32 protein-coding genes and 1 tRNA gene are annotated in these 26,297 nt (G+C 63.3%); 15 read left to right on the forward strand and 18 right to left on the reverse strand.

Annotated elements, in window-relative coordinates:
* The first annotated feature begins 31 nt into the window (after positions 1–31).
* The 4 genes from NKI41_RS08195 to NKI41_RS08210 all read left to right on the forward strand — a co-directional run bounded on the left by NKI41_RS08195 (position 32) and on the right by NKI41_RS08210 (position 2,053).
* Positions 32–108 (forward strand) — tRNA-Arg (locus NKI41_RS08195).
* 247 nt (positions 109–355) lie between these two features.
* Positions 356–1,345: a DUF2332 domain-containing protein gene (locus NKI41_RS08200; protein ID WP_352682361.1), complete on the forward strand. Its 990-nt coding sequence runs from the start codon at positions 356–358 to the stop codon at positions 1,343–1,345.
* 226 nt (positions 1,346–1,571) lie between these two features.
* The gene (locus NKI41_RS08205; protein WP_352474763.1) at positions 1,572–1,781 is read left to right on the forward strand and encodes a hypothetical protein; all 210 of its coding nucleotides are present in this window, start codon (positions 1,572–1,574) and stop codon (positions 1,779–1,781) included.
* Between the two features lie 38 nt (positions 1,782–1,819).
* A complete protein-coding gene (locus tag NKI41_RS08210; RefSeq protein ID WP_352474765.1) occupies positions 1,820–2,053 on the forward strand; it encodes a hypothetical protein in 234 nt (77 codons plus the stop codon).
* A gap of 106 nt (positions 2,054–2,159) precedes the next feature.
* Here the strand turns inward: NKI41_RS08210 and NKI41_RS08215 are convergent, their stop codons facing one another.
* Positions 2,160–2,474, reverse strand: coding sequence for a hypothetical protein (locus NKI41_RS08215; RefSeq protein ID WP_352474772.1), 315 nt, complete (start codon positions 2,472–2,474; stop codon positions 2,160–2,162).
* A 74-nt stretch (positions 2,475–2,548) separates the two neighbouring features.
* Positions 2,549–3,067: a metallophosphoesterase gene (locus NKI41_RS08220; protein ID WP_352615152.1), complete on the reverse strand. Its 519-nt coding sequence runs from the start codon at positions 3,065–3,067 to the stop codon at positions 2,549–2,551.
* Between the two features lie 257 nt (positions 3,068–3,324).
* Here NKI41_RS08220 and NKI41_RS08225 point away from each other — a divergent pair, with 257 nt between their 5' ends.
* Both NKI41_RS08225 and NKI41_RS08230 read left to right on the forward strand, forming a co-directional pair.
* Positions 3,325–3,654: a hypothetical protein gene (locus NKI41_RS08225; RefSeq protein WP_352682364.1), complete on the forward strand. Its 330-nt coding sequence runs from the start codon at positions 3,325–3,327 to the stop codon at positions 3,652–3,654.
* 94 nt (positions 3,655–3,748) lie between these two features.
* Positions 3,749–4,297, forward strand: coding sequence for a DNA-3-methyladenine glycosylase (locus NKI41_RS08230; protein WP_352682366.1), 549 nt, complete (start codon positions 3,749–3,751; stop codon positions 4,295–4,297).
* Positions 4,298–4,333: 36 nt separating this feature from the next.
* On the opposite strand, the gene NKI41_RS08235 is transcribed toward NKI41_RS08230, so the two are convergent.
* Positions 4,334–4,600 carry a DUF3606 domain-containing protein gene (locus NKI41_RS08235; protein WP_352455899.1) on the reverse strand — a complete coding sequence of 89 codons (267 nt, stop codon included), beginning with the start codon at positions 4,598–4,600 and terminating at the stop codon, positions 4,334–4,336.
* 132 nt (positions 4,601–4,732) lie between these two features.
* On the opposite strand from NKI41_RS08235, the gene NKI41_RS08240 reads away from it, so the two are divergent.
* Both NKI41_RS08240 and NKI41_RS08245 read left to right on the forward strand, forming a co-directional pair.
* Entirely contained in the window at positions 4,733–5,287 is a 555-nt protein-coding gene (locus NKI41_RS08240; protein WP_352682431.1) for an EF-hand domain-containing protein, read from the forward strand.
* A gap of 170 nt (positions 5,288–5,457) precedes the next feature.
* Positions 5,458–5,799, forward strand: coding sequence for a hypothetical protein (locus NKI41_RS08245; protein WP_352682368.1), 342 nt, complete (start codon positions 5,458–5,460; stop codon positions 5,797–5,799).
* 21 nt (positions 5,800–5,820) lie between these two features.
* On the opposite strand, the gene NKI41_RS08250 is transcribed toward NKI41_RS08245, so the two are convergent.
* From NKI41_RS08250 to NKI41_RS08305, 12 genes are all read right to left on the reverse strand, one after another.
* Positions 5,821–6,654 (reverse strand): SMP-30/gluconolactonase/LRE family protein, encoded by an 834-nt coding sequence (locus NKI41_RS08250; RefSeq protein ID WP_352682370.1) that lies wholly within the window; start codon positions 6,652–6,654, stop codon positions 5,821–5,823.
* A gap of 11 nt (positions 6,655–6,665) precedes the next feature.
* Positions 6,666–8,441, reverse strand: coding sequence for a CoA-transferase (locus tag NKI41_RS08255; RefSeq protein ID WP_352682372.1), 1,776 nt, complete (start codon positions 8,439–8,441; stop codon positions 6,666–6,668).
* Positions 8,438–9,223, reverse strand: a complete 786-nt coding sequence (locus tag NKI41_RS08260; protein WP_352682374.1) for an enoyl-CoA hydratase/isomerase family protein — start codon at positions 9,221–9,223, stop codon at positions 8,438–8,440. Before NKI41_RS08260 ends, NKI41_RS08255 begins: the two co-directional genes overlap by 4 nt.
* 2 nt (positions 9,224–9,225) lie before the next feature.
* A complete protein-coding gene (locus tag NKI41_RS08265) occupies positions 9,226–10,431 on the reverse strand; it encodes a CaiB/BaiF CoA transferase family protein (protein ID WP_352682376.1) in 1,206 nt (401 codons plus the stop codon).
* Between the two features lie 18 nt (positions 10,432–10,449).
* A complete protein-coding gene (locus NKI41_RS08270) occupies positions 10,450–11,235 on the reverse strand; it encodes an SDR family NAD(P)-dependent oxidoreductase (RefSeq protein WP_023677038.1) in 786 nt (261 codons plus the stop codon).
* 1 nt (position 11,236) lies between these two features.
* Positions 11,237–12,208 carry an ABC transporter permease gene (locus tag NKI41_RS08275; protein WP_352682378.1) on the reverse strand — a complete coding sequence of 324 codons (972 nt, stop codon included), beginning with the start codon at positions 12,206–12,208 and terminating at the stop codon, positions 11,237–11,239.
* A gap of 54 nt (positions 12,209–12,262) precedes the next feature.
* Positions 12,263–13,795, reverse strand: a complete 1,533-nt coding sequence (locus tag NKI41_RS08280) for a sugar ABC transporter ATP-binding protein (protein ID WP_352615123.1) — start codon at positions 13,793–13,795, stop codon at positions 12,263–12,265.
* A complete protein-coding gene (locus NKI41_RS08285) occupies positions 13,785–14,768 on the reverse strand; it encodes an ABC transporter permease (RefSeq protein ID WP_352682380.1) in 984 nt (327 codons plus the stop codon). The genes NKI41_RS08280 and NKI41_RS08285 overlap by 11 nt, the downstream gene beginning before the upstream one ends.
* Before the next feature lie 141 nt (positions 14,769–14,909).
* Positions 14,910–15,701 carry a sugar ABC transporter substrate-binding protein gene (locus NKI41_RS08290; protein ID WP_352682383.1) on the reverse strand — a complete coding sequence of 264 codons (792 nt, stop codon included), beginning with the start codon at positions 15,699–15,701 and terminating at the stop codon, positions 14,910–14,912.
* The gene (locus tag NKI41_RS08295) at positions 15,677–15,940 is read right to left on the reverse strand and encodes a hypothetical protein (protein ID WP_352682385.1); all 264 of its coding nucleotides are present in this window, start codon (positions 15,938–15,940) and stop codon (positions 15,677–15,679) included. The genes NKI41_RS08290 and NKI41_RS08295 overlap by 25 nt, the downstream gene beginning before the upstream one ends.
* Before the next feature lie 22 nt (positions 15,941–15,962).
* Positions 15,963–16,814, reverse strand: coding sequence for an IclR family transcriptional regulator (locus NKI41_RS08300; RefSeq protein WP_352473035.1), 852 nt, complete (start codon positions 16,812–16,814; stop codon positions 15,963–15,965).
* Positions 16,814–17,956, reverse strand: a complete 1,143-nt coding sequence (locus NKI41_RS08305; protein WP_352682388.1) for an extracellular solute-binding protein — start codon at positions 17,954–17,956, stop codon at positions 16,814–16,816. Before NKI41_RS08305 ends, NKI41_RS08300 begins: the two co-directional genes overlap by 1 nt.
* A gap of 608 nt (positions 17,957–18,564) precedes the next feature.
* Between NKI41_RS08305 and cyoA the strand changes: the two genes are divergently transcribed.
* Genes cyoA through cyoD form a run of 4 tightly spaced genes read left to right on the forward strand, consistent with a single transcriptional unit; the run spans position 18,565 to position 22,569 of the window.
* Positions 18,565–19,488 carry a ubiquinol oxidase subunit II gene (gene cyoA, locus NKI41_RS08310; protein ID WP_352682390.1) on the forward strand — a complete coding sequence of 308 codons (924 nt, stop codon included), beginning with the start codon at positions 18,565–18,567 and terminating at the stop codon, positions 19,486–19,488.
* Positions 19,489–19,490: 2 nt separating this feature from the next.
* Entirely contained in the window at positions 19,491–21,497 is a 2,007-nt protein-coding gene (gene cyoB / locus NKI41_RS08315) for a cytochrome o ubiquinol oxidase subunit I (protein WP_352539883.1), read from the forward strand.
* Positions 21,494–22,144, forward strand: coding sequence for a cytochrome o ubiquinol oxidase subunit III (cyoC, locus tag NKI41_RS08320; protein WP_352682393.1), 651 nt, complete (start codon positions 21,494–21,496; stop codon positions 22,142–22,144). The genes cyoB and cyoC overlap by 4 nt, the downstream gene beginning before the upstream one ends.
* Positions 22,141–22,569, forward strand: coding sequence for a cytochrome o ubiquinol oxidase subunit IV (cyoD, locus tag NKI41_RS08325; protein WP_352473039.1), 429 nt, complete (start codon positions 22,141–22,143; stop codon positions 22,567–22,569). Before cyoC ends, cyoD begins: the two co-directional genes overlap by 4 nt.
* Before the next feature lie 78 nt (positions 22,570–22,647).
* Here cyoD and NKI41_RS08330 read toward each other — a convergent pair whose 3' ends face one another.
* Positions 22,648–22,842, reverse strand: a complete 195-nt coding sequence (locus NKI41_RS08330) for a hypothetical protein (protein WP_352682395.1) — start codon at positions 22,840–22,842, stop codon at positions 22,648–22,650.
* A 49-nt stretch (positions 22,843–22,891) separates the two neighbouring features.
* Positions 22,892–23,359, reverse strand: a complete 468-nt coding sequence (locus tag NKI41_RS08335) for a YbhB/YbcL family Raf kinase inhibitor-like protein (RefSeq protein WP_352682397.1) — start codon at positions 23,357–23,359, stop codon at positions 22,892–22,894.
* A gap of 167 nt (positions 23,360–23,526) precedes the next feature.
* Here NKI41_RS08335 and NKI41_RS08340 point away from each other — a divergent pair, with 167 nt between their 5' ends.
* The 3 genes from NKI41_RS08340 (at position 23,527) to NKI41_RS08350 (ending at position 25,424) form a co-directional block, all read left to right on the forward strand.
* Positions 23,527–24,720 (forward strand): DUF3182 family protein, encoded by a 1,194-nt coding sequence (locus NKI41_RS08340; RefSeq protein ID WP_352682399.1) that lies wholly within the window; start codon positions 23,527–23,529, stop codon positions 24,718–24,720.
* Positions 24,721–24,819: 99 nt separating this feature from the next.
* On the forward strand, positions 24,820–25,191 hold the full coding sequence (locus NKI41_RS08345; RefSeq protein WP_352682402.1) for a SpoIIAA family protein: 372 nt from the start codon (positions 24,820–24,822) through the stop codon (positions 25,189–25,191).
* Between the two features lie 17 nt (positions 25,192–25,208).
* The gene (locus tag NKI41_RS08350; protein WP_352682405.1) at positions 25,209–25,424 is read left to right on the forward strand and encodes a hypothetical protein; all 216 of its coding nucleotides are present in this window, start codon (positions 25,209–25,211) and stop codon (positions 25,422–25,424) included.
* A 39-nt stretch (positions 25,425–25,463) separates the two neighbouring features.
* On the opposite strand, the gene NKI41_RS08355 is transcribed toward NKI41_RS08350, so the two are convergent.
* Complete coding sequence (locus tag NKI41_RS08355) at positions 25,464–25,787, reverse strand: hypothetical protein (protein WP_352682407.1); 324 nt, start codon at positions 25,785–25,787, stop codon at positions 25,464–25,466.
* Positions 25,788–26,297 lie beyond the last annotated feature (510 nt).

The following is a 26,297-nucleotide window of genomic DNA, read 5'->3' on the forward strand; positions in this document are numbered from 1 at the left end:
TGGTTCGTTTTTGGGATCACCGATCCTGAAGGCACCCGTAGCTCAGCTGGATAGAGCGCTGCCCTCCGAAGGCAGAGGTCACAGGTTCGAATCCTGTCGGGTGCGCCAAATCTCAAATTGTCCAACCCGGAGACATGGGTTGCGGTTTATACCGGAGACATGGTGGACCGCACCCCTGGGCGAGACACCAGTTCCCCAGATTTTGGATTGCGCACAGCCTCCTAGCGCAACGGTTAAGCAGGCGACCGCGGCAAGTCCGCGGGGGTCAAGCCTGTGTAAAAACGCCGGGCCTGGCTCCAATCAGATCCGTGGATCGTGTACTGTGATGAGACGTTGGGACCGAGGATCAGCGGATATGGACGAGGAGGGCTTGGCCGAGATCTCAGCCCGATATATTCGCTTCGCCGATACGGAAGCTCGCGGTCGCTCGCCGCTCTACGAGGAGTTGGCTCGGGCAGTCGCTGGGGATCGGGAGGCGCTCGGTTTCCTGTCGACTCTTCCGGACCTAAAGCGGCAACCGAACCTTCTACTTGCAGCGGTGCGTCACCTGTTCGGCACGCCGACAGGGTGGACCGAGCTTCGCCAGGCGCTTCAGGCTAATCCCGACGCTATCCGCTCGCTCATGCTCGAGCGCTCAACGCAAACCAACGAGCCGGGAAGATGCGCCACCCTGCTCCCCGTCCTGGCGCGTTTGCCGCAGCCGCTGGCCCTCATCGAGGTCGGGACCTCCGCAGGGCTCTGCCTCATGCCCGACCTCTACGGCTATGACTACGGACGCAAGGCGATCCGCGCACCTGCGATGGCCTTGGAGCCGCCTGTTTTCCGATGCCTCGCCAGCGAAACAACGCCATTGCCGACGGCCTTGCCGCAAGTCGTCTGGCGGGCGGGATTGGACCTGAGCCCGATAGATGCTTCGGACGACTCGCAAGTCGCATGGCTTGAGACACTGGTCTGGCCGGAACAGACAGCACGGCTTGCCAATCTCCGGGCGGCCCTAAAGATAGCTGCCACAGTCAAGCCTCGGGTGGTGAAGGGCGACCTGCGCGGGAGCGACCTCGTGCAACTCTGCAACGAAGCGCCAAATGACGCTACACTCGTCATCTTTCACACAGCCGTCCTCGACTATGTCTCCGACCTTGGTGACAGAGAAGCTTTCGCCGAGCAGGCGATGCGTCTCGCGCCTTATTGGGTATCGAACGAGTTCCCTCGTGTCTTCCCGTCCATCGCCACACGCGCCGGAACAAGCTGGCCGCCTGGCCGCTTCCTCCTATCTGCGAACGGCTCCCCTGTAGCTTGGACTGACCCGCATGGCGCCTCGCTCGAATGGATCGCGGACGAGGCGTAGGCTATAGGTCGATGCTCGTCTGCCACTGCTTGCGTCTTGAATTCGCGGCAAGCGCCCTTCGGACTTGCTACCGGGCGGTTGAACCCAGGAACAGCGCGTTGGGCGCGCGAAGACCGCATCCGCAGTCGGGAACCACAGCTATCGGCAAGCCGTTTACGCTGCAAACCCGCCTGTCGATCCTCAGAGCCGGGCGAGTTCTCCGAGATCCACAAATTGGAGATTGATCATGACTAGCGCTGCCGACCGCGATCCGCGCCACCACACGCAGAAAATGCAGAAAAAGTTGGAGGAGGTGAAGCAGCACCTTCGCGAGGACATCGAGAAGGTCGATGAGCCGCAGCTGAAGGCGATGTTCGAGACGTCCGCCGAGGTGATCGGCGGTCTCCAGAAGGCGTTCCAGGACTATGAACAGAAGAATGAACCCGCTTGGCGTTAAACGGCTTCTTTGCGGGTAGGTTTCAAAGGAGCGCCCCCGTGCCTGCACCACCTGAAATGGATGTCGTCCTCGAAAAGCTGCCTTTGAGGATCGGCGCCTATATCCCCGACGACTTGCTGGAGGACTGGTTTGCGCCGGGAACCGGCATGAACCCGGTCAGCAAAGAGGCGCTTGCCACCGCCAAGAACTATGGCTGGCGCTTCGAATGCGAGTTCAAGCATTACCCCGACCGCAAGGAGGGCGTGTTCTGGAAGTGGGTGCCGGCGATCTGACCGGCGCTGGACGGTTCATCGTTCCGCGGAAACGCAGAACCTGTCTATCTTATTGTTTGACGCAAATACCGGACGGAAAACCGCTTCACACTTTTCCTGGAATTGCTCAGCCTCCGCCTATCGGCGTCATCACCTTGCCGGTTCCGCCGCATTCGGGGCAGGTGCGGCCGTCGATCATGCCTGACCCTGCACAGCGGCGGCAAATATTCTCGCCAGCGCCTGGAGTGCCTGCGGGGACTTCGTCCGTGTTGGTCTGAGCGGCTTGCCGGGGGTTGCCCTGCAGCTTGTTTCTCAGCCGGGCGACCCAGCCTTCGTCGACCTCGAGCGGCCTGCTGCTGTCGTCCGGCAGGCCTTCGCCGGATTGGCCGATGGTTTCATTGCGCGGCCGGTCGTTCGCGCCTGTCGTGATCTTCTGAGCCATTGCGTTTTGCCTTTACGCCTTGCAATTTTCGAACGCCTCAGCTGCGCAGAGGTTCCGGTTGCGGCCAGCCGCTTTCAGCCGGGTTTTGCTCGCGCCGCCCTTCGGCCGCGGCTGGCAAGGATGGTGGTCAGCGTGACCGGACGAAAATCCCAGCTGTCGACGCCGACGTCATACTGGCGCGTGACCGGGGTCAGCCTGCCGTGGGAATGGCCATGCAGGTCGATCGATTTCCTGCCGATCTGGTTCCAGGTGCGAAAAGGGTAGTGACAAAGGATCAGCAGACTGCCGTCGAGCGCCAGCTCCTTGTAGTGTTGCGTGCTCGCCCAACCTGTGGCCTCGATGGTGGCCGCAGCATCGTTGTTGCCGATGATCAAATGCTTGCTGCCATGAAGAGACGCCAGAAGCGACGACACGAACGCGGCCGATCCCCTGGCAAAATCGCCGAGATGCCAGACCTCGTCGTCCGGCCCGACAGTCTCGTTCCAGAACGCAACGAGCGACCGGTCATGTTCCGCCAGCGAGCCGAACGGGCGGCGGTCGATGCGCAAAATGCGCGGGTCGCTGAAATGCGTGTCGGCGGTGAAGTAGATCATGCGCTGGAGCCTGTTTCGAACTGCCGATCTGGGCGCGTGGCGCACCAAGTCCATGTTGCTCTCCCGATGCTTGCTCAACCCGCTCGATCGCCGGTTGTTCCTGGAAGCAGGCCCAGGCGGTTTCCGCTCGTTGGCACTTTGAAACGGGGGAACTTTGAACCGGGGAACTTTGAACCGGGGAATTTTGAAACGGGGGAACTTTGAAATGAGACGCAGGTTAGAATGCTTGAGGCCGATGCTCTGAAAGGACCTCGACGATGACCGACGCAGCACCTCTTGGGCGAAGCCCGGCTCAGGCGCGGGGCGATATCGATGCCGGGCGCGAAGGGGACAAGACCCCGGGCATCGATCCGGCTGCGGCTCCCATGGAAACGGACGCGGAATCCGCCGGCAACGCTCCGCCGAAGAGCCCTGCCGCGCGCCATGAAACGCCGAAGTTTACCAACCAGGCGAGCTATGCCAATGCGATGCGCCCGCTGAAGGATGAGCCCGACGTCCAACCGCGCAGATATTGGCCGGTCCTGGTGATTGCCGCCATCGTCGTGCTGGCCGCGGCGGTTTTCATCGGCGCAGCCATGCTGCGCTGAATACCTTCATCCGAGAGCTGTGGCTGGACATTTCGTGTCCGGTCCGGGAACTTGCTGACGCGCCAGGTCCAGGCGCGATCGAGTCTGCCGCACAATGACCACCACCCATCAATTCTTTGCTCGAGACGCCGCCATCGTAGCGCGCGACATGATCGGCGCCATGCTGCTTTTGCACGGCGTTGGCGGCATCATCGTCGAGACCGAGGCCTATCGCCCGGATGACCCGGCTTCACATGCTTTCGGTGGCAGGACGGTGCGCAACGGCGCAATGTTCGGCGCCCCTGGCAGCGCGTATGTCTATCGCTCCTATGGCCTGCATTGGTGCCTCAATGCCGTCTGCCTGCCCGGCAGTGCCGTGCTTGTCCGCGCAATCGAACCGCGATTAGGGCTGGAGGTGATGCGGGCCAATCGCGGCGTTGAGGATCCCCGGCTGCTTTGTTCGGGACCGGGCCGCCTTTGCCAGGCGCTGGCAATCGACAAATCCCATGACGGGCTGCCGCTGGACGTGCCGCCATTCGAATTCAGGCAGCCGGGCGAAGCCGGCGCCGTTCTGACAGGCCGCCGGATCGGCATTTCCAAAGCTGTCGATGCGGAGTGGCGGTTCGGACTGCGCGACTCGGATTATCTGAGCCGCAAGTTCTGACGCCCGCGGCAGCGCCAGAGCAGTTGCCCCCCGGCATCACTCGTCGGGTTTGCCGAGATGCATGGGTGTCGCCTGCTGGCGGGCTTCCCTGGTCACCTCGTCGGCTCCGGCAGGTGAAATCCCTCGCAATGCCTTCGCAGCTACGGTCAGGCGCCCGCGATCATTGCCGAAGCTCTTGATCAGCTGGCGGACCTGGTCGGCCGTGACGCCGTTCTGTTGGGCAAAATACTCGACTTCACGGTCGTCTTCCGCAGCAACGCGGTCGCGCTCGCGGAAATCTCGCTTGCTCTTATCGTCGGCCATTTTTTCCTCCTGGTGGAGCTTTGCATCAATGGCAACGTGGGCAAGCGGCTTTCGTTGCCGCGACCAGGCGGACTTTTGCGCCGTCGTGCCGACTGCCCAGGAACCATGAGGCGAGCAGCCGGTTTGGCTTGGATGCAGCGGCCCACAATTCACACGATGGAGATTACGATGACGCTCGCAAGCAAAACCACTGTAATTGCCGCGGCGCTGGCCATGTTGGCCGCGCCGGCATTCGGCCAGACGAGCCCACCTGCGCCCGCCGCGCCGGCACCGGATCGTGGCGCCGAACCGTCACCCGGAATGAGCGGGCAGAGCCAGGATGCCATGCGCGAAATGATGCGCCAGATGATGACCGAGATGCTGGAGGAGAGAATGCAGGAAGATCGCGCGCCCCGGGCGGAACGGCGAGGTCCCGACCGCTGGCATCGCGACTACAGGATGGGCCCACCTGACCGAGGGCGGGAGATGGGAGGGCGCGGCGGCATTGCACGCGGGATGCATGGCGCGAAGATGCGAATGATGTTCGCCATAGTAGATGCGGACGGCGATGGCGCGCTTTCTCAGAGCGAAGTCCAGGATTTCGTCGGGCGGATATTCAACGCCGTCGATGAGGACGGTGACGGCAGCGTCGACATGCAGGAAATGCGGTCCTTCTTCCACGGAGGCGGCGCCGAGGATCAGGAGTAGGTCTCCTACCGGTCGGCAGGAGGCCTGTCTGGGGCAGCGCGAGCTCGTCGGCCGGGGAGGATACAAAGTCGCCGGCAACTGGATAGCAGGCTGCCAGCCGGGGAGATGCGTTCCTTGGCTGGCCTTGCCGAACGCCGCGGACCAAGCAGACCAGCAGGAATTCGTTGATCATGACAGAGAAAGCTACGGAGAAAACCCCGACCATCGCTCGTATCTGGCGCGGCAGAACCGTGCCTGAAAAGGCGGATGCCTATGAGAGTTACAATTACGAGGCCGGCATCAAGCTGCTGATCGAGAAGGCACTGGGCGTGCAGACCTTTCGCGAGGACACGCCGAGCCATTCGGAATTCGTGACGATTTCCTATTGGGAAAATGTCGAGGCGATGGCGGCGTTCACCGGCGGCGATCCGACGAGGATCCACCATCTCGAGCGGGACGAAGAGTTCCTGATCGAGCTGCCCTCGAGGGTGCAGGTGTTGCGCATCCGATCGAGTCACGGGCGGCTGGGATAGGGCAGCGCCGCCCGGCCCGATCTAAGAAATCGCCGTCAAGTCGATTTCGGTGATGTGCCAGCGGCCGAGATTTGCGGTGTAGAGCTTGTCGCCCTTGAAGGCGATGTTGGTGGGATGGGCGAGCGTCGTTGCCGCCGGATCCTCGATCAGCACCTCGAGCCCGCTGTCTTTTCGCCAACGATAGATGCGGCTCGGCTCGTAGCACGAGATGAACAGCGACCCGTCCGGCGCCAACGCGACGCCATCGGGAACGTTGCTCACGCCGTCCACGACGAGCTGGCGAGGTCCTGCCGTGCCGTCGGCACGGATCGGCACATAGCTGACGCAGGCCGCATGGCTTTCCACGACGTAAAGCCCATCGCCACCCGGCGCCATCGCCATGCCGTTGGCGAAGGCCATGGTCTCGCTGCACCACAGGCCGCCTTCGCCGGTCTTCAAATCGTAGCGAAAAATGCCGGAGCGGTTGTCTTCGCCTACGCTGTCCGACACGTAGAGCCAGCCGCGTGTCTCGTCGACGATCGGATAGTTCGGCACGCGGATGCCGGCCGAGGCGAAGCGCGTCATATCAGCCGTCGCGGCATCCCAGCGAAAGATCGCCGAATGTCTCAAATCGCATGCAAAACAGTTTCCCGCGCTATCGAAGGCGATGCCGAGCAGAAAGCCTTCCGTGCCGCCCATGCGTTCGACCGAGCCGCCATCGGCGGCCAAGCGCAGCAGGTCGCCGGTTTCGGTGCCGCACCAGATGGAGCCGTCGCGATGGATAGCCACGCCTTCCGGATGGGCAACGCGCGGGCTGGTGAAGATGCCGTCGAAGAAGACCCTCGCGGCCGACATTTCGAGCAACGGCTTTGCCATGCGCACCCCCTTCAATCCGGTGCAGTATGCGACCGCTGTGCGGCGATGCAGCGCTCGACCATCCGCCGGTCGGTGGCGAGGATCTCGGCGATCAGGGCGCTGCGCTCCCTGGCGCTGACGAATTCGAGGCGCCGCAGGCCGAGCGGGTCGATGCGGTTTCGCAGGATGTCGAGCGTCTCGTTCGAGGGTAGCGCAACTTCGCGGCAATCGGCATCGAATGTCAGGGCAAAGCCGGTGGCATCCTGGAGCTGCTGGCGCGTCAGGCCCGGCATGGTCTCGATGACGGCCAATTGCCGGCTCTCCCCGTCGAGCCGAAACACGCAAAGGTCGGTGAACACCAATGCGGCGCCGGTCCGATAGCCCATCGGCTCGCGTTCGGCCTCAGTCAACAGGCCGCGCGCCGAGCTGGCAATCTCGACCGTCTCGACCAGCGACTGCACGGAATGGCGGGGGACGTAGAGCAGATAATCGCGATGCATGTTGGCGACGTCGGCCATGCCGCCTTGCCCGGGCAACCGGATAAGGCTGCCGTCACGCTTGCGCAGCGCAATGGTGTTGACGCGCCCACGGCGGTCGACCTGCGCGGCACCGACGATCTCATGCGTCACCGCGCCGGCCTGATAGTAGGTCGAATAGGTGTCGTCGCCGCCGGCATGCGCCACCGCCGTCTCGCAATCGAGGCTTTCGATCAGCGACAGGATCATCGGGCTCGGTGCTATGTCGAGATGACCGCAACTCATGGTAGCGATGATCATGTCCGGCGCGTGCGTCGCTTTGGCCAGCCGGTAGGCGACATTGGCGAGCGGCGACACCGCGCCGGCACTGGCAAAGCTCTCGTTGTCGAGCTCAGCGGCGATGCGGGCGGCGATGATCTCGTCGATGGACGCCTCCTTGTTGCCGTGCACGAGCCTGGGCATTGCGAGGACTGTTTCAGCGCGGACTTTTGCAGCATCTTGAACCCGCTCCGGCACGCCTTCCGAAGGCATGCCCAGGCTGTCCGGCAAAGGTATTTCCTTGGCCGCGAACGCCCCCGCCAACGCTTGATAATCCGTCACATAGAATGGCAGGCAGGAGGCGGGATAGGCGCCGCCTGGTGACAGCGCGATCGCCGACACCTGGTTGCGGGTCAAAATGCTCTGCCGACCATCCTGCCGCAGCGCTCCGACCGGGACGATCTCCTCGACCGTCACCAGCACCTCGCGCGCCGCGCCGGCCATGGCGAAATCCAGCGCCCGTGGTCCGATGATCTGGACATTGCCGCTCTCGTCGGCACGCTGGGCATGGACGACGAACGTATCGAGCCGCAAGGCCGGGATGATCCCGGTCGTGATTCCCGCGATCGGATCGGGCGCGGCGATCGCACCCGGCACGCGCGCCAGCATGTCCGAACCCTCCGGAAGCTGAAACGGCATCGACGGCAGGTTCTGCTGCCCCGCCCGCAGCGCCTGGATCATGGCCAGCGCCGTCCAGTCGCGGACCGGCACGGCATTGGTCTCGGCGGCCGCGCGGAAGCGCGGCGGCAAGCCAAAAATATCGAGGCTGGAAAAGCAGATATCGACCGCCGCCACGGCATTCGCTTCGAGAAGCAGTTCGAGCGGCAGGCCGCCGGCCCAGCAGACATAGCGAAGATCCTTGACGCCCAAGCGGGCGATGGCCCGCAGCAGGGCGATCGGCAGCCGGGCAAAATGATGGCCACCGACACCGAAGACGTCGCCGCCGCCGACCATCGCCGCCAGGCCCTCGACATCCGTGAAGCGCGGCCGGTTTTGCTTGACCAGGGACGTCATTTCGCAGCCTTCGGCCGCGCGGCGCTTTTTTCGGCGAACGCCTTCACCCGCTGCTGGCCGGTCTCGCTACGATAAAGCCCGCCCAGTAGGTCGCGCTCCATGGCAAGGCCTCCCGCCAAGTCGCCCGACACGGCGTGCGCTGTCAGCGCCTTCAATGCCTCGATCGCGGCAGCCGGTTCGGCGGCTATCATGCCGGCGAGTTCCAGCACCCGCGGCATCAGCCTTTCGGAATCGACGACCTCGTTGACCAGACCGGCGGCGACGAACTCGGAAGCCGGCACGATGGCGCCGGTCATCAGCAAAAGGTTGGAGCGGTTGCGGCCGAGCTTCTGGACGCTGCGCTGCGTGCCGCCGCCGCCCGGGACCAGCCCGAGCTTGATCTCGGGCAGGCCGAGCTTCGCGAACTGGTTGGCGATGACGATGTCGCAGCACAGCACCAGCTCCATGCCGCCGCCGAGCGCAAAGCCGTTGACCGCGGCGATGACCGGCTTGCGGTTGTTCTCGACCGCTGCGTACATGCGCGTGCCGGCGGCCTGGAAGGCGTCGAACTCGATAGCTGTCTGGGCAGCGTATTCCTTGATGTCGGCGCCGGCCATGAAGCCGCGCCCCTCGCCGGTCACCACGATCGCGCCGACGCCGTCATCCTGCGACAGCGCCTCGAAAACCTCGGTGATCTCGCTTTGCATCAGCCGGTTCATGGCGTTGAGCTGATCGGCGCGCCGGAAGGTGACGACTGCGACGCGCCCGGATATTTCCAAGCTGAGTGTCTGGTAAACGCTCATCGTCAGGCAGCATCCACGGTCATGTCGCCGGACGCCTCAAGCGCTGCAATCTCGCCGCTGGAAAGGCCGAACTCGGCCAGTATCTCGCGGCCATGCTGGCCGACCAGCGGCGCCGGCCGCTCTATGGTAGGCGGCGTCTCGCTCATCTTGACAGCCGGCGCGACCACCCTGACCTTACCGCCGCGCGGATGATCGTAGCTGGTGATCATGCCCAGGTGCTTAACCTGCGGGTCCTCGGCTGCGCGCCTTATGTCCTTCACCTCGGCGCACCAGATGTCGGCTGCGAGCAGCCGCGCCAGCAGGTCCTGCGTGGCAAACTTCCTGGTTTCGGCGTTGACCTTGTCGAACACCTCGTCGCGCCTGTCGAACAGCGTCTTCAGATCGTCGTAGACAGCAAGCTGCGGCGCCTCCAGCACTTCATACAGCGTCTTGAACGGGCTCATGGCGATCGACACATAGCCGCCGTCCTTCGCTTCATAGACACCGAACGGCGCCTGCATGCCGGGGTGGCCGATGCCGGAATTCGGGCGCACGAAATCCTCGCCGAGATTGAGCACGGCGACATATTCCTGATTGAGATGCGCCAGCATGGCGGCGAGCAGATTGACCTCGATCTTCTGGCCCTTGCCGGTCTTCTCGCGATAGTAGAGCGCCGACAGGATGCCGTAGACCATGTTCATGGCGCCGATCTGGTCGGCCAGGCCGGCACCGGCCGGAACAGGAGCCTGATCGCCGCGGCCGGTGTTGGAGATCAGCCCGGACAATCCCTGGATCAGCATGTCCTGGCCGGGGCGCTCGACATAGGGGCCTTCCTCGCCATAGCCGGAACCCGAGCAATAGATGATGGCGGGATTGACCGCCCTGAAATCCTCGTAGCCATAGCCGAGCCTGGCGAGCACGCCGGGGCGGAAATTCTGCACCACCACATCGGCCTTCTCAGCCATGTCCATGATGATGGCATGCACCTTGCGACTTTTCAGGTTGAGCGCGATGGAGCGCTTGTTGCGGTTCCAGGCGAGGAAATTCGGGCTTTCGGAGCCGCCGACCCATTTGGCGAAGAAGGTCATGCCGCGGAACATGTCGCCGGCGCCGGCACGCTCGATCTTGATGATGTCGGCGCCCATGTCGCCGAGCAGCTGCGTGGCGAACGGCCCTTGCAGCAGATGGCTGAAATCGAGAATGCGGACGCCTTCGAGGGCTTTGTTCATTTCATGTCTCGTTGGTTGTCAAAGCAGGTCGGGTACGTAGCGGGGTGCCGCGGTGAGGCCGCCGTCGACGCGCAGGTCGGTACCGGTGGTGAAGCCGGCGGCGTCGGAGGCCAGATAGACGGCGGCTTCGGCCACCTCGGACGGTTTGCCGATGCGGCCGAGCGGATGCATCTTGACCCAGGCCTTGGCGAGATTGCCGCCGATCTCCTTGACCAATTTGTCGTTCATCGGCGTGTTGATGGTGCCGGGCGAGATCGAGTTGACGCGGATGTTGAGCGGGCCGAACTCGACCGCCATCTGGCGCGTCATCGCCATCACCGCACCCTTGGCGCCGGCATAGGCGGTCCAGCCGTCGAGCCCGATATGCCCTTGCGCCGAGGCCATGTTGATGATCGAGCCCGATTTCTGCGCGATCATATGTGGCAGCGCATATTTGCAGCCGCGGAACACGCTGGTAAGGTTGACCGCGATCAGCCGGTGCCACTGCTCGTCGCTCATTTCGTGAACCGGCATGCCGCCGATGGCGATGGCGGCATTGTTGACGAGAATATCGAGATGGCCGGTCTTGCCGACGGCTGCGTCGATCAGGGCGGCGATGTCGGCCTCCTCCGCCACGTCGCAATGGATGTAGTCGGCGCGGTGGCCGGCGGCGCGCAGCTCGGCTGCGAATTTTTCACCCTTCTCGTCGGCGATGTCGCCGAGGAAGACGTGCGCGCCTTCCCTTGCCATCGCCTCGCTGATCGCGTGGCCGATGCCGTCGGCGGCGCCAGTGACGATTGCGGTTTTCCCTTTGAGACGATCCATATCAGCCTCCAATGGCGCGCCGGCGCTTTGCTTCGTCGAAGGCGACGGCGGCAATGATGATCATGCCGGTGATGACCAGTTGCCACTCGGTCGGCAGGCCGAGACCGCGCAGGCCGTTGGACAGGAACTGCAGGATCAGCACGCCGAGCGCCATGCCGGTCAGGCTGCCTATGCCGCCGGCAAGGCTCACCCCGCCGAGCACGGTGGCGGCGACGACCTGGAACTCGAAATTCAGCCCGGCCGTATGCTGCGCCGAACCGACGCGGGCTGCCAGGATGATGCCGGCTACCGTCGCCAGCAGCGCGCTGATGATGAAGCAGGTGAACTTGACGCGGCGCACGTCGTAACCCGCCAGCCGTGCCACTTCCGGATTGCCGCCGACGGCATAGATCTGCCGCCCGAACGGCCGGTGCTGCATCACGTAGGCGAAGACGGCGAGCAGGACGATGGCGATGACAGCCGAATAGGGAACGACGTTGAACAGGCGGCCGTCCGACAGCGCGATGAAGCTGTCGAGCGCGGCGTCGTCTGGAATAGCACGCTGGCCGGTATAGAGATAAACGCCGCCGCGCATGATGAACATCGTGCCCAGGGTCACGATCAGCGAGTTGATGCCGGCATAGGCCGTCAGATAGCCATTCACGACGCCGATGATCAGCCCGAACAGCAGCGCGCCGCTGATGCCGAGCAGCAGAGAATTCGTGTCGTTCATGATGATGATCAGCGGCAGTGCGATCGTCGCCAGCAGCGAGCCGATCGAGATGTCGACCTCGCCTGATATGAAGACGATGGCGCAGCCGATGCCGGCTGTCAGCGCCAGCGAAGCCTGACCGAGCACATTGGTGATGTTGCGCACGGAGAAGAAATTCTCGGCGGTGAAGGAAAAGAACGCGATCACCAGGATGAGGCAGAGGAGCAATGCCAATTCCTGCCGCGCGACGAGCCGCGCCAGCATGGACGGCCCAGCTTTCATGGAGTCGGTGCTTGCCAGGCTCGTCGCTTGGTCCCTTTGCGAAGCGTCATCGTCTTAGCCGATTGCCGCATTGAGGATGTTCTCCTGCGTGGCCTCGTCGCGAGGCATGATCGCGGTGAGGCGGCCTTCGCACATCACCGCGATGCGGTCGGCAAGCCCCAGCAGCTCGGGCATTTCGGACGTCATCATGACGACCGCCAGGCCTTCGCCGGCGAGCCGGTCGATGAGCGCAAAAATCTCCGACTTGGCGCCGACGTCGATGCCGCGGGTCGGCTCGTCGACGACGATCACCTTCAGGCCTCGCATCAGCCAGCGCGAGATCAGCACTTTCTGCTGATTGCCGCCGGACAGGTTCTTGACCTGCTGGAACAGGCTGGGCGTCCGGATGCGGAAACGGTCGACATAGTCCTGCACCGCCTTGCGTTCGCTGACCTTGTCGACGAAGCCCATTCTGGCGAAGGCGCCGAGTGAGGCGAGGCTGGCATTCTGGTAGACCGGCAACTCGCCCATCAGCCCCTCGCTCTTGCGGTCCTCGGTGAGCAGGCCGATGCCGAGCCGGACGCCGGTGTGCGTTTCGTGCGGCAGCAGCCGGCTGCCATCGACCGAAATGGCGCCGGACGTGATCGGGTCGTAGCCGACGATGGCCTTGGCGAGCTCGGTTCGGCCCGCTCCCATCAAGCCGAAGAAGCCGAGGACCTCGCCGGCATGCGCCTCGAACGACACATCCTTCAGCTTCTTGGCGGTGCTGAGCCCTTCAACGGAAAGCGCGACCTTGCTGCCCGGCGCGCCGCGCTTGCGCGGGAACAGGTTTTCGATGCGCCGGCCGATCATGTCCTGGATCAGCGTGTCGTTGGTATGTTGGCCGATCGGCCTGGTCGAGACGTGGCGGCCGTCGCGCAGCACGGTCACGGTGTCGGCGATCTCGAAGACCTCGTCGAGCTTGTGGCTGACATAGAGCACCGCGATGCCCAGCGCGGCCAGCCGGCGGATGACGGTGAACAGCAGCGAGACCTCGTTAGGCGTCAGCGAGGAGGTCGGCTCGTCCATCACCACGACGCGGGCCTCATGGGCGAGTGCGCGGGCGATCTCGACCATCTGCTGCTGGCTGACCGGCAGCGATCCCGTGCGCGCCGCCGGGTCGACGTTGAAGCCGATACGCTTGAACAGAGCGGCCGCATCGGCACGGATCTTCTTCCAGTCGATCGAGCCGCCTTTGCCGGTCGGATAGCCTTCGAGGAAGATGTTTTCGGCGACGCTGAATTCGGCGATCAGCGCGATCTCCTGGAACACCACCTTGATGCCCTCTTTCAGGCTATCGCGCGGCGACTTGATGTCGGCCTCGCGGCCGCGCAGGCGGATGGTGCCGGCATCCTTGCCGTAGACCCCGGCCATGATCTTGATCAGCGTCGACTTGCCGGCGCCGTTCTCGCCCATCAGGGCATGGATTTTGCCGGGTTCCAAGGTCAGATCGACATTGTCCAGCGCCATCACGCCGGGAAAACGCTTGCCGATGCCGCGCATCTCCAGCGCCGGCACGCTTTTGTCGACAGCCACGGTTTCGCCGGGGTGAAGGAAATCAACCGACATTGGCTCTGTTCCGCACGATGTCGAGATAGGTCGCCAGGATGATGACGATGCCGGGCACCACCATCTGCAGGTCCTGGTTCCAGCCGAGGATGATGATGCCGTTGTCGATGACCTTCAGCACCAGCACGCCCAGCAACGTGCCAAGCAGCGAGCCGCGGCCGCCAAGCAGGCTGGTGCCGCCGAGGATGACGGCGGCAATCACCGTCAGCTCGAAGCCGCGGCCAGCGGTCGGCTGGCCGGCATTCATCAGCGACGACAGGATCATGCCGGCGACGCCGACGCACAGGCCGGTGACGACGAAGGCGAACAGTTTCAGCCGTTGCGAGCGCACGCCGGAGAGACGAACCGCGCGCTCGTTGGCGCCGACAGCGTAGAGATAACGGCCGAGCGTGGTGAAGCGCAGCGTTGCCGCGGCCAGCGCGAAAATCACCGCGGCAACGACCACGGGCAGCGGGATCGCGCCGATATAGCCAGCGCCGAGATCGGTGAAGCCGGCAAGCCGGTGGTGGTTCTGCACCGCCTCGCGGGTGAACAGGTAAACGCCGCCCTGCAGCATCATCATGGTGCCGATGGTGGCGATCAGCGAGTTCACCTTGAGGCTGGTGACGACGAGGCCGTTGAAAAGGCCGACCGCGCCTGAAAAGGCGAGCGCCGCCAGCAGCCCGAGCGTCAGACTGTGCGTTGAATTGAGCACGGCCATGCCGATGCAGCCGACAAAAGCCAGCGATGCACCGACCGACAGGTCGACTTCCGCAGTGATGATCAGCATCGTCATGCCGGAGGCAACGATCAGCACCAGCGCGCATTGGCGCAGGATGGCGATGATGTTGGCCTCGGAATAGAATTGCGGCGCGGCAATCGAAATGGCGATGCAGAGCACGGCCAGGATCACGCCGAGCACCAGCTGGCTGCTGCCCAGCAGCTGGCCGCCGATGAAACGCCTTGGCGCAGAGGATTGCGTAAGCTCGCTCATGTCCATTTTATTTCCGGGCCCGTATCGGTGCCGTCGCCGTCTGGAAACTGCCGGCCAAAACAGGACGGTTGCCCTGTTTTGCCGTTCGGCATATCCGATCCGCCGCCCTTCCCGCCGTGCGGGAAGGGCTACCCGGAATCCTTACTTCTTCAGATCGGCGGAAGTTTTCATGCATTTTTCCGGTGGCTGAAGCGCATTGACGGCATCCCATTTGATTTTGCGTGTGGTGCCATCGTAGTCGTAGAACTTCTTCCAGTCGTCGCCGTTCATCGGCGCGGTCGGGCTGACGATGTGTTCCGGCACCTCTTCGCCATTGAAGAGCTTAACCGCTGCATCGATGGCGGTGTAGCCTTCCTTTTCCGGGAACATCGCGGCCTCGATGCGGTAGGACGGCTCGTTCTGCATCGCATTGATGAAGGCGAGGCCTTCGCCGCCGGTGCCGACAGTCAAGAGGCCGTCCTGCGACTTGCCGGCCGCTTTCCAGGCCTGAAGGCCGCCGAGCGAGGAGGAATCGTTGATGCCGTAGATGATGTTGAAGTCGGCATTCTTGGCAAGAGCCGCCGAAGAGACTTCGAGTGCGCGATCGGGATTGCCGCCGCCGTCGAGGTCGTGGATCATGACCGCGTCGGGGATGATGGTGTTGAGGCCATCCATGAAACCCTGCGACCGCAGCACGGTGGCGGACAGCAGCGGCAGGCCGACATTCATCACCTTGGCTTTGGCTTCGAGCTTTTCCTTGGCGTATTTGCCGGCTTCGACGCCGGCGGTGTAGCCGGTGTCGTAGTCGCAGATCGCGACCATTGTGGTCATGCCCTTGACCGGATTGCCTTCGAGTACGACCGGAACGTTGTTGGATTTCGCCTGGCGCAGCAGCGGCACGACGCCTTCCTCGTTGACGGGCGTGATGATCAGGACGTCGACGCCCTTGGCCATGAAATCTTCGGCGGCGGAGACCTCCTTGGCAACGTCCAGATTGGCGTCCTCACCTCGAGCTCGATACCGAGTTCCTTGGCGCGGGACTGCATGCCCTTGATGACGTTCTGATACCACTCATGGGTGGCGTAGTTGGTGACGTAGCCGATGCGCTTCGGCATGTTTTCGGCGTGTGCCGCGGCGGCGCTCAGAGCAAGCACCGCCGCCGAGGCAAACAGCATCGATTTGGACCAGTTCATGTTTCTCTCCCTGTATTTCTTGTCAGTTGCTGAACGGATAGTCCCGCCGTTCCGGGTCGGCACGTGAAGAGGCGGCAGCTTCGCCCGCGCCCAGCGCCGCCGATATCGCCTCGGCCGCCGCCTTCGTCCGCTCGAACACGGTGCTGCGATCGAAGCGGGCGGCCTTTTGCGGCAGGAAGGGGACGGTGAGCGCGGCAATGACGGCGCCGGTATGGTCGCGCACCGGCATCGAAATGTTGGTGCAGCCCTCGACAGCCAGCGAGGCGCGCATTTCATAGCCGAGCCTTGCGACTTCGTTCAGCCGCGCTTCGATTTCCGCCCGGCTGCCTTGGCCTTCGCCTGCAGCGACGATCCGTTCGACGATGCGGTCGCGCTCGGCGCGGCTCGAATGCGCCAGCAGCACCGCGCCGGAGCTCGTTTCGAGGATCGGGAAATGCGAGCCAAGGGCAACCGAATAACGCATCGGCAAAGGCGAATCGATCTGCAGCACGACCAGTGCGCTCTCGCCTTCGCGCACGACCAGATGGCAGCTCTGGTCGGCATTGGCGGCGAGGCCGCGCATCACCGGCAGGGCGCATTCGACCAGGCGGTTCACCGGGGGATGCATATGCGCCAGTTCGAACAGCTTCAGCGACAGCCGGAAGCGGTCCGATTGCGTCCGGAAAATGTAGCCGCGCTTCTCCAGCAGCAGCAGGATGCGGTAGATCTCGTGAATGGAGCGCCCCATTCCGGTGGCGATCTCGGTCTGGGTCAGCGGCTCGCCGCTGGCAGCCATGAATTCCAGTATGTCGAGCGCCTTCTCCACCGCCGGCACCCGATAGCCGTTGCGGCCGCTTTCGCCTTCGTCGACGATCTGGGCAATATCGGCGGCCATTACGCGACGCTCCGTTGCGGCTGGCCATGCCTGGTCTCGCGATAGAGCCGGTTCAGCCGATCCGCGAGCTCGGCCGCCTGCAATTCGCCGGCGATCGCCGCCGCGGCATGCGGGGCACATTGGCGGAAGAAGCTGATGAAGCCCGGATGGGTCGGGCGCAGATAGGAGGCTTCGATCGTCGCCAGCGTCGAGGCGAAGAAGCCGCCCGAGAGCGCGTTGACCTCGGCATCCTGCCACGCCGCCAGCGATCCCGGCTGTCCGCCGGATTTCACATAGTCGCCGCGCTGATAGCCGGGCGAGCACAGAAACAGCGCGTAATCGATGGCCGCCTGCTTGTGTTTCGATTGGGCGCTGACGCCGATGCCGGCGCCGCCAAGCAAGGCGCCGGCAGATCGCGGCGTCGGCATGTCGGCGAAGCGCAGATACGGCCTGTCGGGTTTGGAGGCATAATTCACATAGCCGAAGGCGAACGGCACGTAGACCACGTCGTCATGCGCGATCATATGATCATAGCAGCGGATCGGGTTCCATTTCGGCGAGTTCGGATGCGACAGCGCCACAAGCTGGCGCAATTGTCCGACGGCCTGCTCGATTTTTTCCCTGGCAATGAACTCGTCGCCGTCTTCGCGGGGCTCACCGAGCGTCAAAAGCAGGCACATGGCGTCAGTCGGCACCAATGGCAGCCCAAGCCATTTGCCGTCCTTCAAGGCGCGCCGGCCGAGCTCCAGCACCTCGTCATGGCTGCGCGGCAGCGGTCCGTAGCGCTCCAGGAGATCGGGGCGATACGAGGCAACCTGACAGGCAGCATCGATCGGCAACGCCCATTGAAGCCCGTCCCTTGCGTAGGATTGCCAGGATGCGCCGACCGAATCCCGTTCGAAGCCGTGGCGCTGCTCGGCCGACAAATCGAACGGCACCATCAGCCCGCCTTCGGCAATATCGCCGATGAACGGATGGTCGAACACGACAAGGTCATAGGCGCCGAGCACCGGACCAAGCGCGCCCTCGCCGAACTCATAGAGGCTGCGGCGGTCCCATTCGATCTCAAGACCGGGATTGGCGGCACAATACGGCCCGATGCTGGCGTCGAGCGGACCCCAGCAGCGTCGGTGATCCCACGCGAGGCCGCGCAGTCTTGTCATGCCGAAATTCCTCCCAGAGGCGGCCATGCGCCGGCCCAGCCGATTAGTAGCAACTATTTTCACCTAGACAAGTAGTTTTTACATACGCAAAGCCAGTCCTCGCATCCGCTTGGCGAGAAAGCCGCCCAACCATCCCTGGTGCGCATCGCGTCGCCGCCGGCCTGCAACCAAGGCTGCGACGGATCTGGCTTTTTGGAACTTTCGCGACGAACATTCGTTCGGTTGGCGCAACCATCTTGAGCAGCATCATTGGAATCAGCAGCCACGTCGCAGGGAGCGGACTAAATGGACCAACCGTGGGCGGGGCCATGAACCGGTTTACCGCCTTGGCATTCGCCACGTTTCTGGCGATAACTTCGATCTGGGTACTGTTTCTGGTTTCTTAGGATTTGGCTCTGGTTACTTGAGATTTTGCCGCTGGTTTTTAGGATTTGGAGGGGTTCTCGACAGGTCGACCGCTTAACGATGACGTCCGCCGCATGTGGTTCTGCCAGCCTGAGCCGCGTGCGTGAAGAAACTGTCGCCAGGAGCACACCGGCGCGCATTCGGGGTTGGCAGCTACGCTGCCTGCAACGTTCCAATCGGTTTTCAGGAAACGGCGAGATCTCATGCTGCTGAGGGTGATCGTTCGAAACTGTGCCGCCATCCGTCTTGGCTGCCTCGGCGCGACGATTTTGCTGGTCGGGCTGCTTGCCGGCTGCCAGGGCGGCGTGCTCGATCCGCAAGGGCCGGTGGGGGCGGCGCAGCGGACGATCCTGCTCAATTCGGTTGCTATCATGCTGGCCATCGTCATCCCGACGATCGTGGCGACGCTCGGCTTTGCCTGGTGGTTCCGGGAAACCAACACAAGAGCGCGGTACCTGCCGGAATGGGCCTATTCCGGACGCATCGAACTGGTGGTCTGGTCGATCCCCATCCTCGTCATCCTGTTTCTGAGCGGCATCATCTGGATCGGGTCGCATGACCTCGATCCAATGAAGCCGCTGGATTCGCAGCAAAAGCCGCTTGTGGTGCAGGTCGTCTCGCTCGACTGGAAATGGCTGTTCATCTACCCCGAGCAGAATGTCGCGAGCATCAACCAGCTCGTGGTGCCGGCGGGCAGGCCGGTGCATTTCTCGCTTACCTCGGCAAGCGTCATGAACGCGTTCTTCGTGCCTCAGCTCGGCGGCATGATCTACACGATGAACGGCATGACGACGCAGCTTCACCTGCAGGCGGATCAGCCGGGCGAATTCTATGGGCGGTCGGCCCATTTCAGCGGTGACGGTTTTCCAGGCATGCAATTCGTGCTGCATGCCGTCGCGGCCGATGCCTTCGAGGCGTTCGTCAATTCGGCGCGAAGCCAGGGACAGGCACTCGACAAGGCCAGCTACCAGGAACTGGCCAGACAGAGCATCGACGTGCCGCCTTCGACCTATCGCTCGGTCGAGCCGGACCTTTTCCACGAAATCGCGACGCAGGGCGTTCCACCCGCGCCCGGCCCCCAGGCCGGTCGCCCCGGGCCGAGCGTATCGCCCAAGGCAGGAGGCTGACAATGCTCGGAAAATTGAACTGGGACGTCATTCCGTTCGATCAGCCTCTGCCGATGATCGCCTCGGCGGTCGTCGCCCTGGCAATCCTCGGCGTGCTGGCCTGGGTCTTCCTGGCCGGCCATTTCCCCTATCTCTGGCGCGAATGGATCACCAGCGTCGATCACAAGCGGATTGGCGTCATGTACACGCTGCTGGCGCTGCTGATGCTGCTGCGCGGCTTCAGCGACGCCGTCATGATGCGGTCGCAGCAGGCCCTCGCCTTCCAGGCGCCCGGCTATCTGCCGCCCGACCACTTCAACCAGGTCTTTTCCGCCCACGGCACCATCATGATCTTTTTCGGGGCGATGCCGTTCGTCATCGGCCTGATGAACCTGGTCGTGCCGCTGCAGCTCGGCGTCCGAGACGTTGCCTTTCCGACGCTCAACTCGGTGAGCTTCTGGCTCACCGCCACCGGTGCGCTGCTGGTCAACATCTCGCTGGTGATCGGTGAATTCGCGCGTACCGGATGGCTGCCCTATCCGCCGCTCAGCGAGACCGCCTATTCGCCGGGCGTTGGCGTCGACTATTATCTGTGGGCCGTGCAGATAGCGGGCGTCGGAACGCTGCTCACCGGGATCAATTTCGTCACCACGATCCTGAAGATGCGGTCGCCCGGCATGAGTTACCTCAGGATGTCGATGTTCTGCTGGACCTCACTCGCCGCCAGCCTGCTCATCGTCGCCGCCTTCCCGATCCTCACCGCCACGCTCGCGATGCTGACGCTCGACCGCTATTTCGGCTTTCATTTCTTCACCAATGAAGCTGGCGGCAACATGCTGATGTTCGTGAACCTGATCTGGGCCTGGGGCCATCCCGAGGTCTACATCCTCGTCCTGCCGGCGTTCGGCATCTTCTCGGAGGTCATCTCCACCTTCTCCAGCAAGCCGCTGTTCGGCTACCGCTCGATGGTGGCCGCGACGCTCTTCATCTGCATCGTCTCCTTCATGGTGTGGCTGCACCACTTCTTCACGATGGGCGCCGGCGCCGACGTCAACGCCGCGTTCGGCATCGCCACCAGCATCATCGCTGTCGGTACCGGCGTGAAGATCTATAACTGGATGTTCACCATGTATGGCGGCCGCATCCGCTTCGCGACGCCAATGCTGTGGTCGCTGGGCTTTATGGTGACATTCGTCATCGGCGGCATGACGGGTGTGTTGCTGGCGGTGCCACCGGCCGATTTCCTGCTCCACAACAGCCTGTTCCTGGTGGCGCATTTCCACAACGTCATCATCGGCGGCGTGCTGTTCGGCGCCTTCGCGGGATATACCTACTGGTTTCCCAAGGCATTCGGCTTCCGGCTGCACGAGGGCTGGGGCAAGCTGGCCTTCTGGCTGACGCTGATTGGGTTCTACGCCACCTTCGTACCGCTCTACGCTGTCGGCCTGCTCGGCATGACCCGCCGCATGCAGCATTTCGACGTGCCGGCATGGCATCCGTGGGTGCTGGTTGCCGGCGTCGGCATGTTGATCACCACCGCCGGCGTGGTCGCGCAGATCGTACAGCTCGTCGTCAGCATCCGGCAGCGCGCGGCGCTTCGCGACGCCACCGGAGATCCCTGGGACGGCCGCTCGCTGGAATGGGCCACGCCCTCGCCGCCGCCGGTCTTCAACTTCGCCGCGCTTCCGCATGTCGAGGGCGAAGAGCCCTACTGGAGCATCAAGCAGCGGGCACGCGAGCAAAACCGGCTGCGCGACGAGCCTGACTACGAGCCGATCGAGATGCCCCGCAACAGTCCCACCGGGTTCATCTGCGCCTTCTTTGCGACCGTGATGGGCTTTGCTCTCATCTGGCACATCTGGTGGATGGTGGCGCTCGGCGCGCTCGGTGCTTTGGCCACCTTCGTCGTATTCGCGTGGCGCGACATCCCCGAATACGTCATTCCTGCCGCCGAAGTCGCCCGGATCGACCGCGCCAACCGAAGTGCGCGCCGCGAGGCGCTGGCCACTTACACGGGGCCAAGGCCATGACCGCGATCGACGTTCGAGAGCGTGACCCCTACCGCCTCCATGGCGGGCACGGCCATGCACCCGGCCACGGCGACGGCGGCCCGGCACCGATCCGGATCGTCGTGGGCTACGGCTTCTGGATCTTCCTTCTGAGCGACATCGTGATGTTCTCGGCCTTCTTCGCGGCCTATGCCGTGCTGGCGGGCAAGACGGCGGGCGGGCCGAGCGGGGCCGAGCTGTTCGACCTGCGCAACGTCGCGATCGAGACGGCCGCTTTGCTTTTGTCGAGCTTTACCTGCGGTCTCGCCAGCCTTGCCGTGACAGCGCGGCGAAGCTCCTGGTTCTATGTCGCGATGACTGTCACCTTCGTGCTCGGCGCCAGCTTCATCCTGCTCGAGTTGCGCGAGTTCGCGCATATGGTTGCCACCGGTGCCGGACCGACGCGCAGCGCTTTCCTGTCGGCGTTCTTCACGCTGGTGGGATGCCATGGCCTTCACGTGACGGCGGGGCTGCTGTGGCTGCTCACGATGATGGCGCAGATCTTCGCCAAGGGATTCCGCGACGATATTCTTCGGCGTTTCATGTGCTTCAGCCTGTTCTGGCACGCCCTCGACATCATCTGGGTCGCCCTGTTCACGGTGGTCTATCTCCTGGGAGCAAGTCGATGAGCAATGCGGACGATCGCCACGCGCAACGGCGCGACACCGATGGCCTGGAGCGCTACGACATCGATACGGCGCCGGGTGACGAATACCTCGGCGACACCGAGGTTGGATCCGGGCTACGCGGCTATGTGATCGGCCTCGGGCTGGCAACGTTGCTGACCATCGCCTCGTTCTGGTTGCCCGGAACCAACCTGATATGGGCACCCGGCATTCCGGTGGCGCTGGTCGTGCTGGCGATCGCCCAGATGGGCGTGCATCTCGTCTTCTTCCTGCACATCACGACGGGACCGGACAACACCAACAACGCCCTGGCGCTTGCCTTCGGCGTGCTGATCGTAGTTCTGGTGATCGGCGGCTCGATCTGGATCATGGCCAATCTCGACCACAATTTGATGCCGATGAACGCGATCATGAACATGAACCGCTAGCGATGTGAGGCGCAGCGCAGTGCCTCCAGCCCGGCCTTGCCCGCCGCTTCAGACGCATTGCCGGATGACGGACCGGTATCAGCTGCGCTGGCTGGAGTTTTGATTTTTGCGATCCTGCGGCGATATCGCGCCTTTCGAGGCCTTTGAGCCGCCGCCCCACTCCTGGGCTTTCTGTGCCTGATCGCCTGCTTCCTTCGGTGCCTCGGCCTTGTCGCTGCCGCTGGCTTTCTTGCCGGATATGGGTTGGTCGACAGGGTTTGATTTGTTGTCCATCATGCTTCTCCGTTTGTGCCGAACCAGGCGACGGGGTGGCGTGGCGTCCTCAAGCCCGTTCGAACGTGCCGACGAGCTCGGCCTCTCCCACGACGTGCGGCTCGGCCTGTTTCAGCACGTCTTCGACGGCAGCCTTCTCGCCGAGATGAAGCGTCTCGGCGTCGAGTGCAAGAAGCCGGAAATGGTCATGGTGGAGCCCATGCCCAGGCGGCGGCTGGGGGCCGTCATAATGAGGATTGCCGAAATCGTTGACGCCGTGTCCGAGGCTCTCGGTCTTGGCGCCGGCGGTCGTGCCTTCGGGAAGAAAGTTGCGCTGTGCGTCGATGTTGTAGACCGCCCAATGACGGAACGTGCCTGAAGGGGCGTCGGGGTCCTCGACGGCCAGGACGAAGCTTTTGGTTCCTTGCGGGGCGTCCGTCCACTCCAATGGTGGCGAGACGTTGCCGCCGTCGCGGGAATAGCGCGGCGGTATTTTGTCGCCATCGGCAAAGGCAGAGCTTTTGAGAGTGAAAGCCATGGTCTCCATCTCCCTGTCTGAGATTCCCTCATAAACAGCTACGAGCCGCCGATGTTCCGGTCGCCGCCCCGGTCAAACCTCGGTCAAACCGGATTGCCGGCCGTTGGCCGGAACATTCGCCGAGGAAGCGGGTTTTTCGGTTCGGACGCATCGCCGCGGAAACGGCAATGGGCTCGGCAATGGACGAAGGGCGCGACATGACCGGGCTAAGCGGTAAGCAACCAAGCGGGGCGAAAGGTGTTGTGGTCGCATTCTCCGTGCCGGGCGGCGAGACGATCTATACCCACGAGCGGGAAACCGTCGCTGCCGTTGCGCGCACGATTGCGGCGTTGAAGGGCTTTGCCTTCCGCGAGGGCCTGAGTGACGGCGGCGGTGACAGTCGCCGACTGTATTTCGTGCCGGACGACAGCCTGCTTGCCGTCGATGCGCTCCAACTGGGCATAAACGGGCCGGACGACCTCTTCGGCGGTGTGGTGCCCTGGCGCCTCGCAACCACCAAGGCCATAACCCACGAGCTGGTGGACGGGTCGGCGGCACGGCCAAAAGAATGGCCAGCCGGCTTCGGCAGAGCCGTCGGCGCGGCCGTACTGCCCGGCTATACCGCATTTTCACGCGATGACGCGCTGCGCGCAGCGGAACGTCTGCTGCAGCTCGGGCTGGTCCGGTTCAAGCCACCGCGCGCTTCGCGGGGCCGCGACCAGCACACCGCCGCGACCGTCGCCGATATCGAAAGACTGCTGGATCGATATCCATCCTCCGACCTGAGGGAATACGGCCTTGTTCTCGAAACGGAGCTTCGCGACATCGTCACGCTGAGCATTGGCAGAACGGCGATCGACGGAACATCGGTCGCCTATTACGGCGTGCAGCGAATGACGGCCGACAATGCCGGACAGCCCGTTTACGGCGGATCCGATCTGGTCGTCGTGCGCGGCGGATGGGAGGCGCTGGACGGGCTGCAGCTTTCTCCGGCGCTAAGTTTGGCTGTGGCGCAGGCGAGGATCTACGACGCCGCGATGGATGGCTATCCCGGATTCTTTGCCTCACGGCGCAACTACGACATCGGCCAAGGTGTCGATTCCTCGGGCATCTGGCGATCGGGAGTGCTGGAAGCCAGCTGGCGGATCGGCGGCAGCAGCAGCGCCGAGCTTGCGGCGATGGACGCCATGAAGCGCGACCCCGACGTGCAGATCGTGCATGTCTCCGCCGTCAAGCAGTTTGGCAGCACTGCCCACCTGCCGCTGAACGCAGCGATCCATTTCCACGGGGAGGACCCCGAGGAGGGTCAAATCACGCGTTATACCGTCGTCACCCAGGCGATCCGAGGGCCGGTCGGGGAGGCCGGCCGATCGTCGTTCTAACCATGTCAGGTTGAAGCCAAGCACGCCTCCGGCAGGGAACATCCGCCAATGGCCCGAGTTTGTTTCGGGCAGGCAGCAAGTCAGAGACCGGAGGAAAAAATGATCGAGATGATTTCCGCTCCCCAGAATGTCGCCGCCTTTCGTGTCATCGGCACCGTGACGGCGGACGACTACGACAAAGTCATCCCGGCAATCGAAGCGAAACTGAGCGACCATAAGGACATCGGCGTCCTGACCGATCTTGCCGATTTCGAGGACATGACGGCTGGCGCCTTGCGGCGCGACCTGCAGTATGGGCTGAGCAAACTTGGCGAGGTCCACCGCTTCAAACGTGCCGCCGTGATTTCCAACAAGCAGTGGATCAAGGCAGCCACGGAAATGACGGACGCGCTGTTTCCGCAAATCGAGGCGCGGGTGTTCCCGGAGGACGAAAAAGCCCAGGCCCTGAAATGGGTGGCAGGCGTACAATAGCGGTGTTGGGGAGTGCCATGCCGTTCGACAAACGACAGGATCCGGAAGGCCTCTGGGAGGTCTATGACAGCGAGAGCGACGAAGCCGTCGTGGTCGGCGGGTTGCCGTTTTCCGGTCTCGACGAAAGCGAAGCCGATGAAGCGATTGAAAAGCTCAATCGGGGCGATCTGACGTCGGACAACATCCCCGAGACGGTTCGGTCAGGGTGGCCTCCGACCAAGGACGGTTTGTGATGACAGCCTGACGGACGTCACCGAGGACCGGTCGCGGATCTACGACGAGGCCTTGACCCCGAGCTTGCGGGCTTTGTCCTCAAATTCGTCGCGAATATTCTCGATCGTCGGCAGATGCAGGCGCCGCAGCTGGGCGTGCAACTTTTTGGCGGCATCTGAGCTCAGGTCGCGCTTGAAATTGGTCGCGACCTCCTCGGCCGAGCCGTAATGGCGATAGCGCTCGATCTCGGTCTTCGTGGCTTGCTGGACGTGCTCGAGCGTCTTGCGTTCGGCATCGGATTTTCCGTCTGGTTTGGCCCGCATGACCGGATTGAACGCTTTGCTGATAACGAATTCGACCAGTTCCTGCTGGGCGTGAGCCATGATTGTTCTCCCTCGAAGAAGGGCTGTCCGAGCCCAGAACGGTTCATAGGCGGGAAACGCTGAACCGATCTCTCTTGTTTTGACACAATTCCGAACGGAAAACCGTTTCACACTTTTCCTGGAATTGCTTGTCTTATGACTTTCGCTGCCGAATGGGTCAGAAAGGAACGCTGAGAGAGGGTAGCCGCCCTCCCTCAGCGGCGAGGGTCGGATCGGTGGAATTGCTGACCGTTTGACGGGTCGAGCTAGAGTCGGATCGCCCTCGTCTTTCCCTTGAGGCCTGAACGGATACCCGGAGTTCGGCTCCGAATGACAAGCACAGGACAAGTGAAAGATGACCAACGATACCATCGGGATCGACATATCGAAAGACCATCTCGACGCCCACAGGCTGAGCGACGGCGCGAGCCGGCGTTTTGCCAACCACAGCCGCGGCCACAAGGCGTTCATGAGCTGGTTGAGCCCGAGCCGGTTGGACCCGCCCGGCGTACGCATCGTCTATGAGCCGAC

Source organism: Mesorhizobium sp. M0601 (genome assembly GCF_040320845.1).
GTDB lineage: Bacteria > Pseudomonadota > Alphaproteobacteria > Rhizobiales > Rhizobiaceae > Mesorhizobium.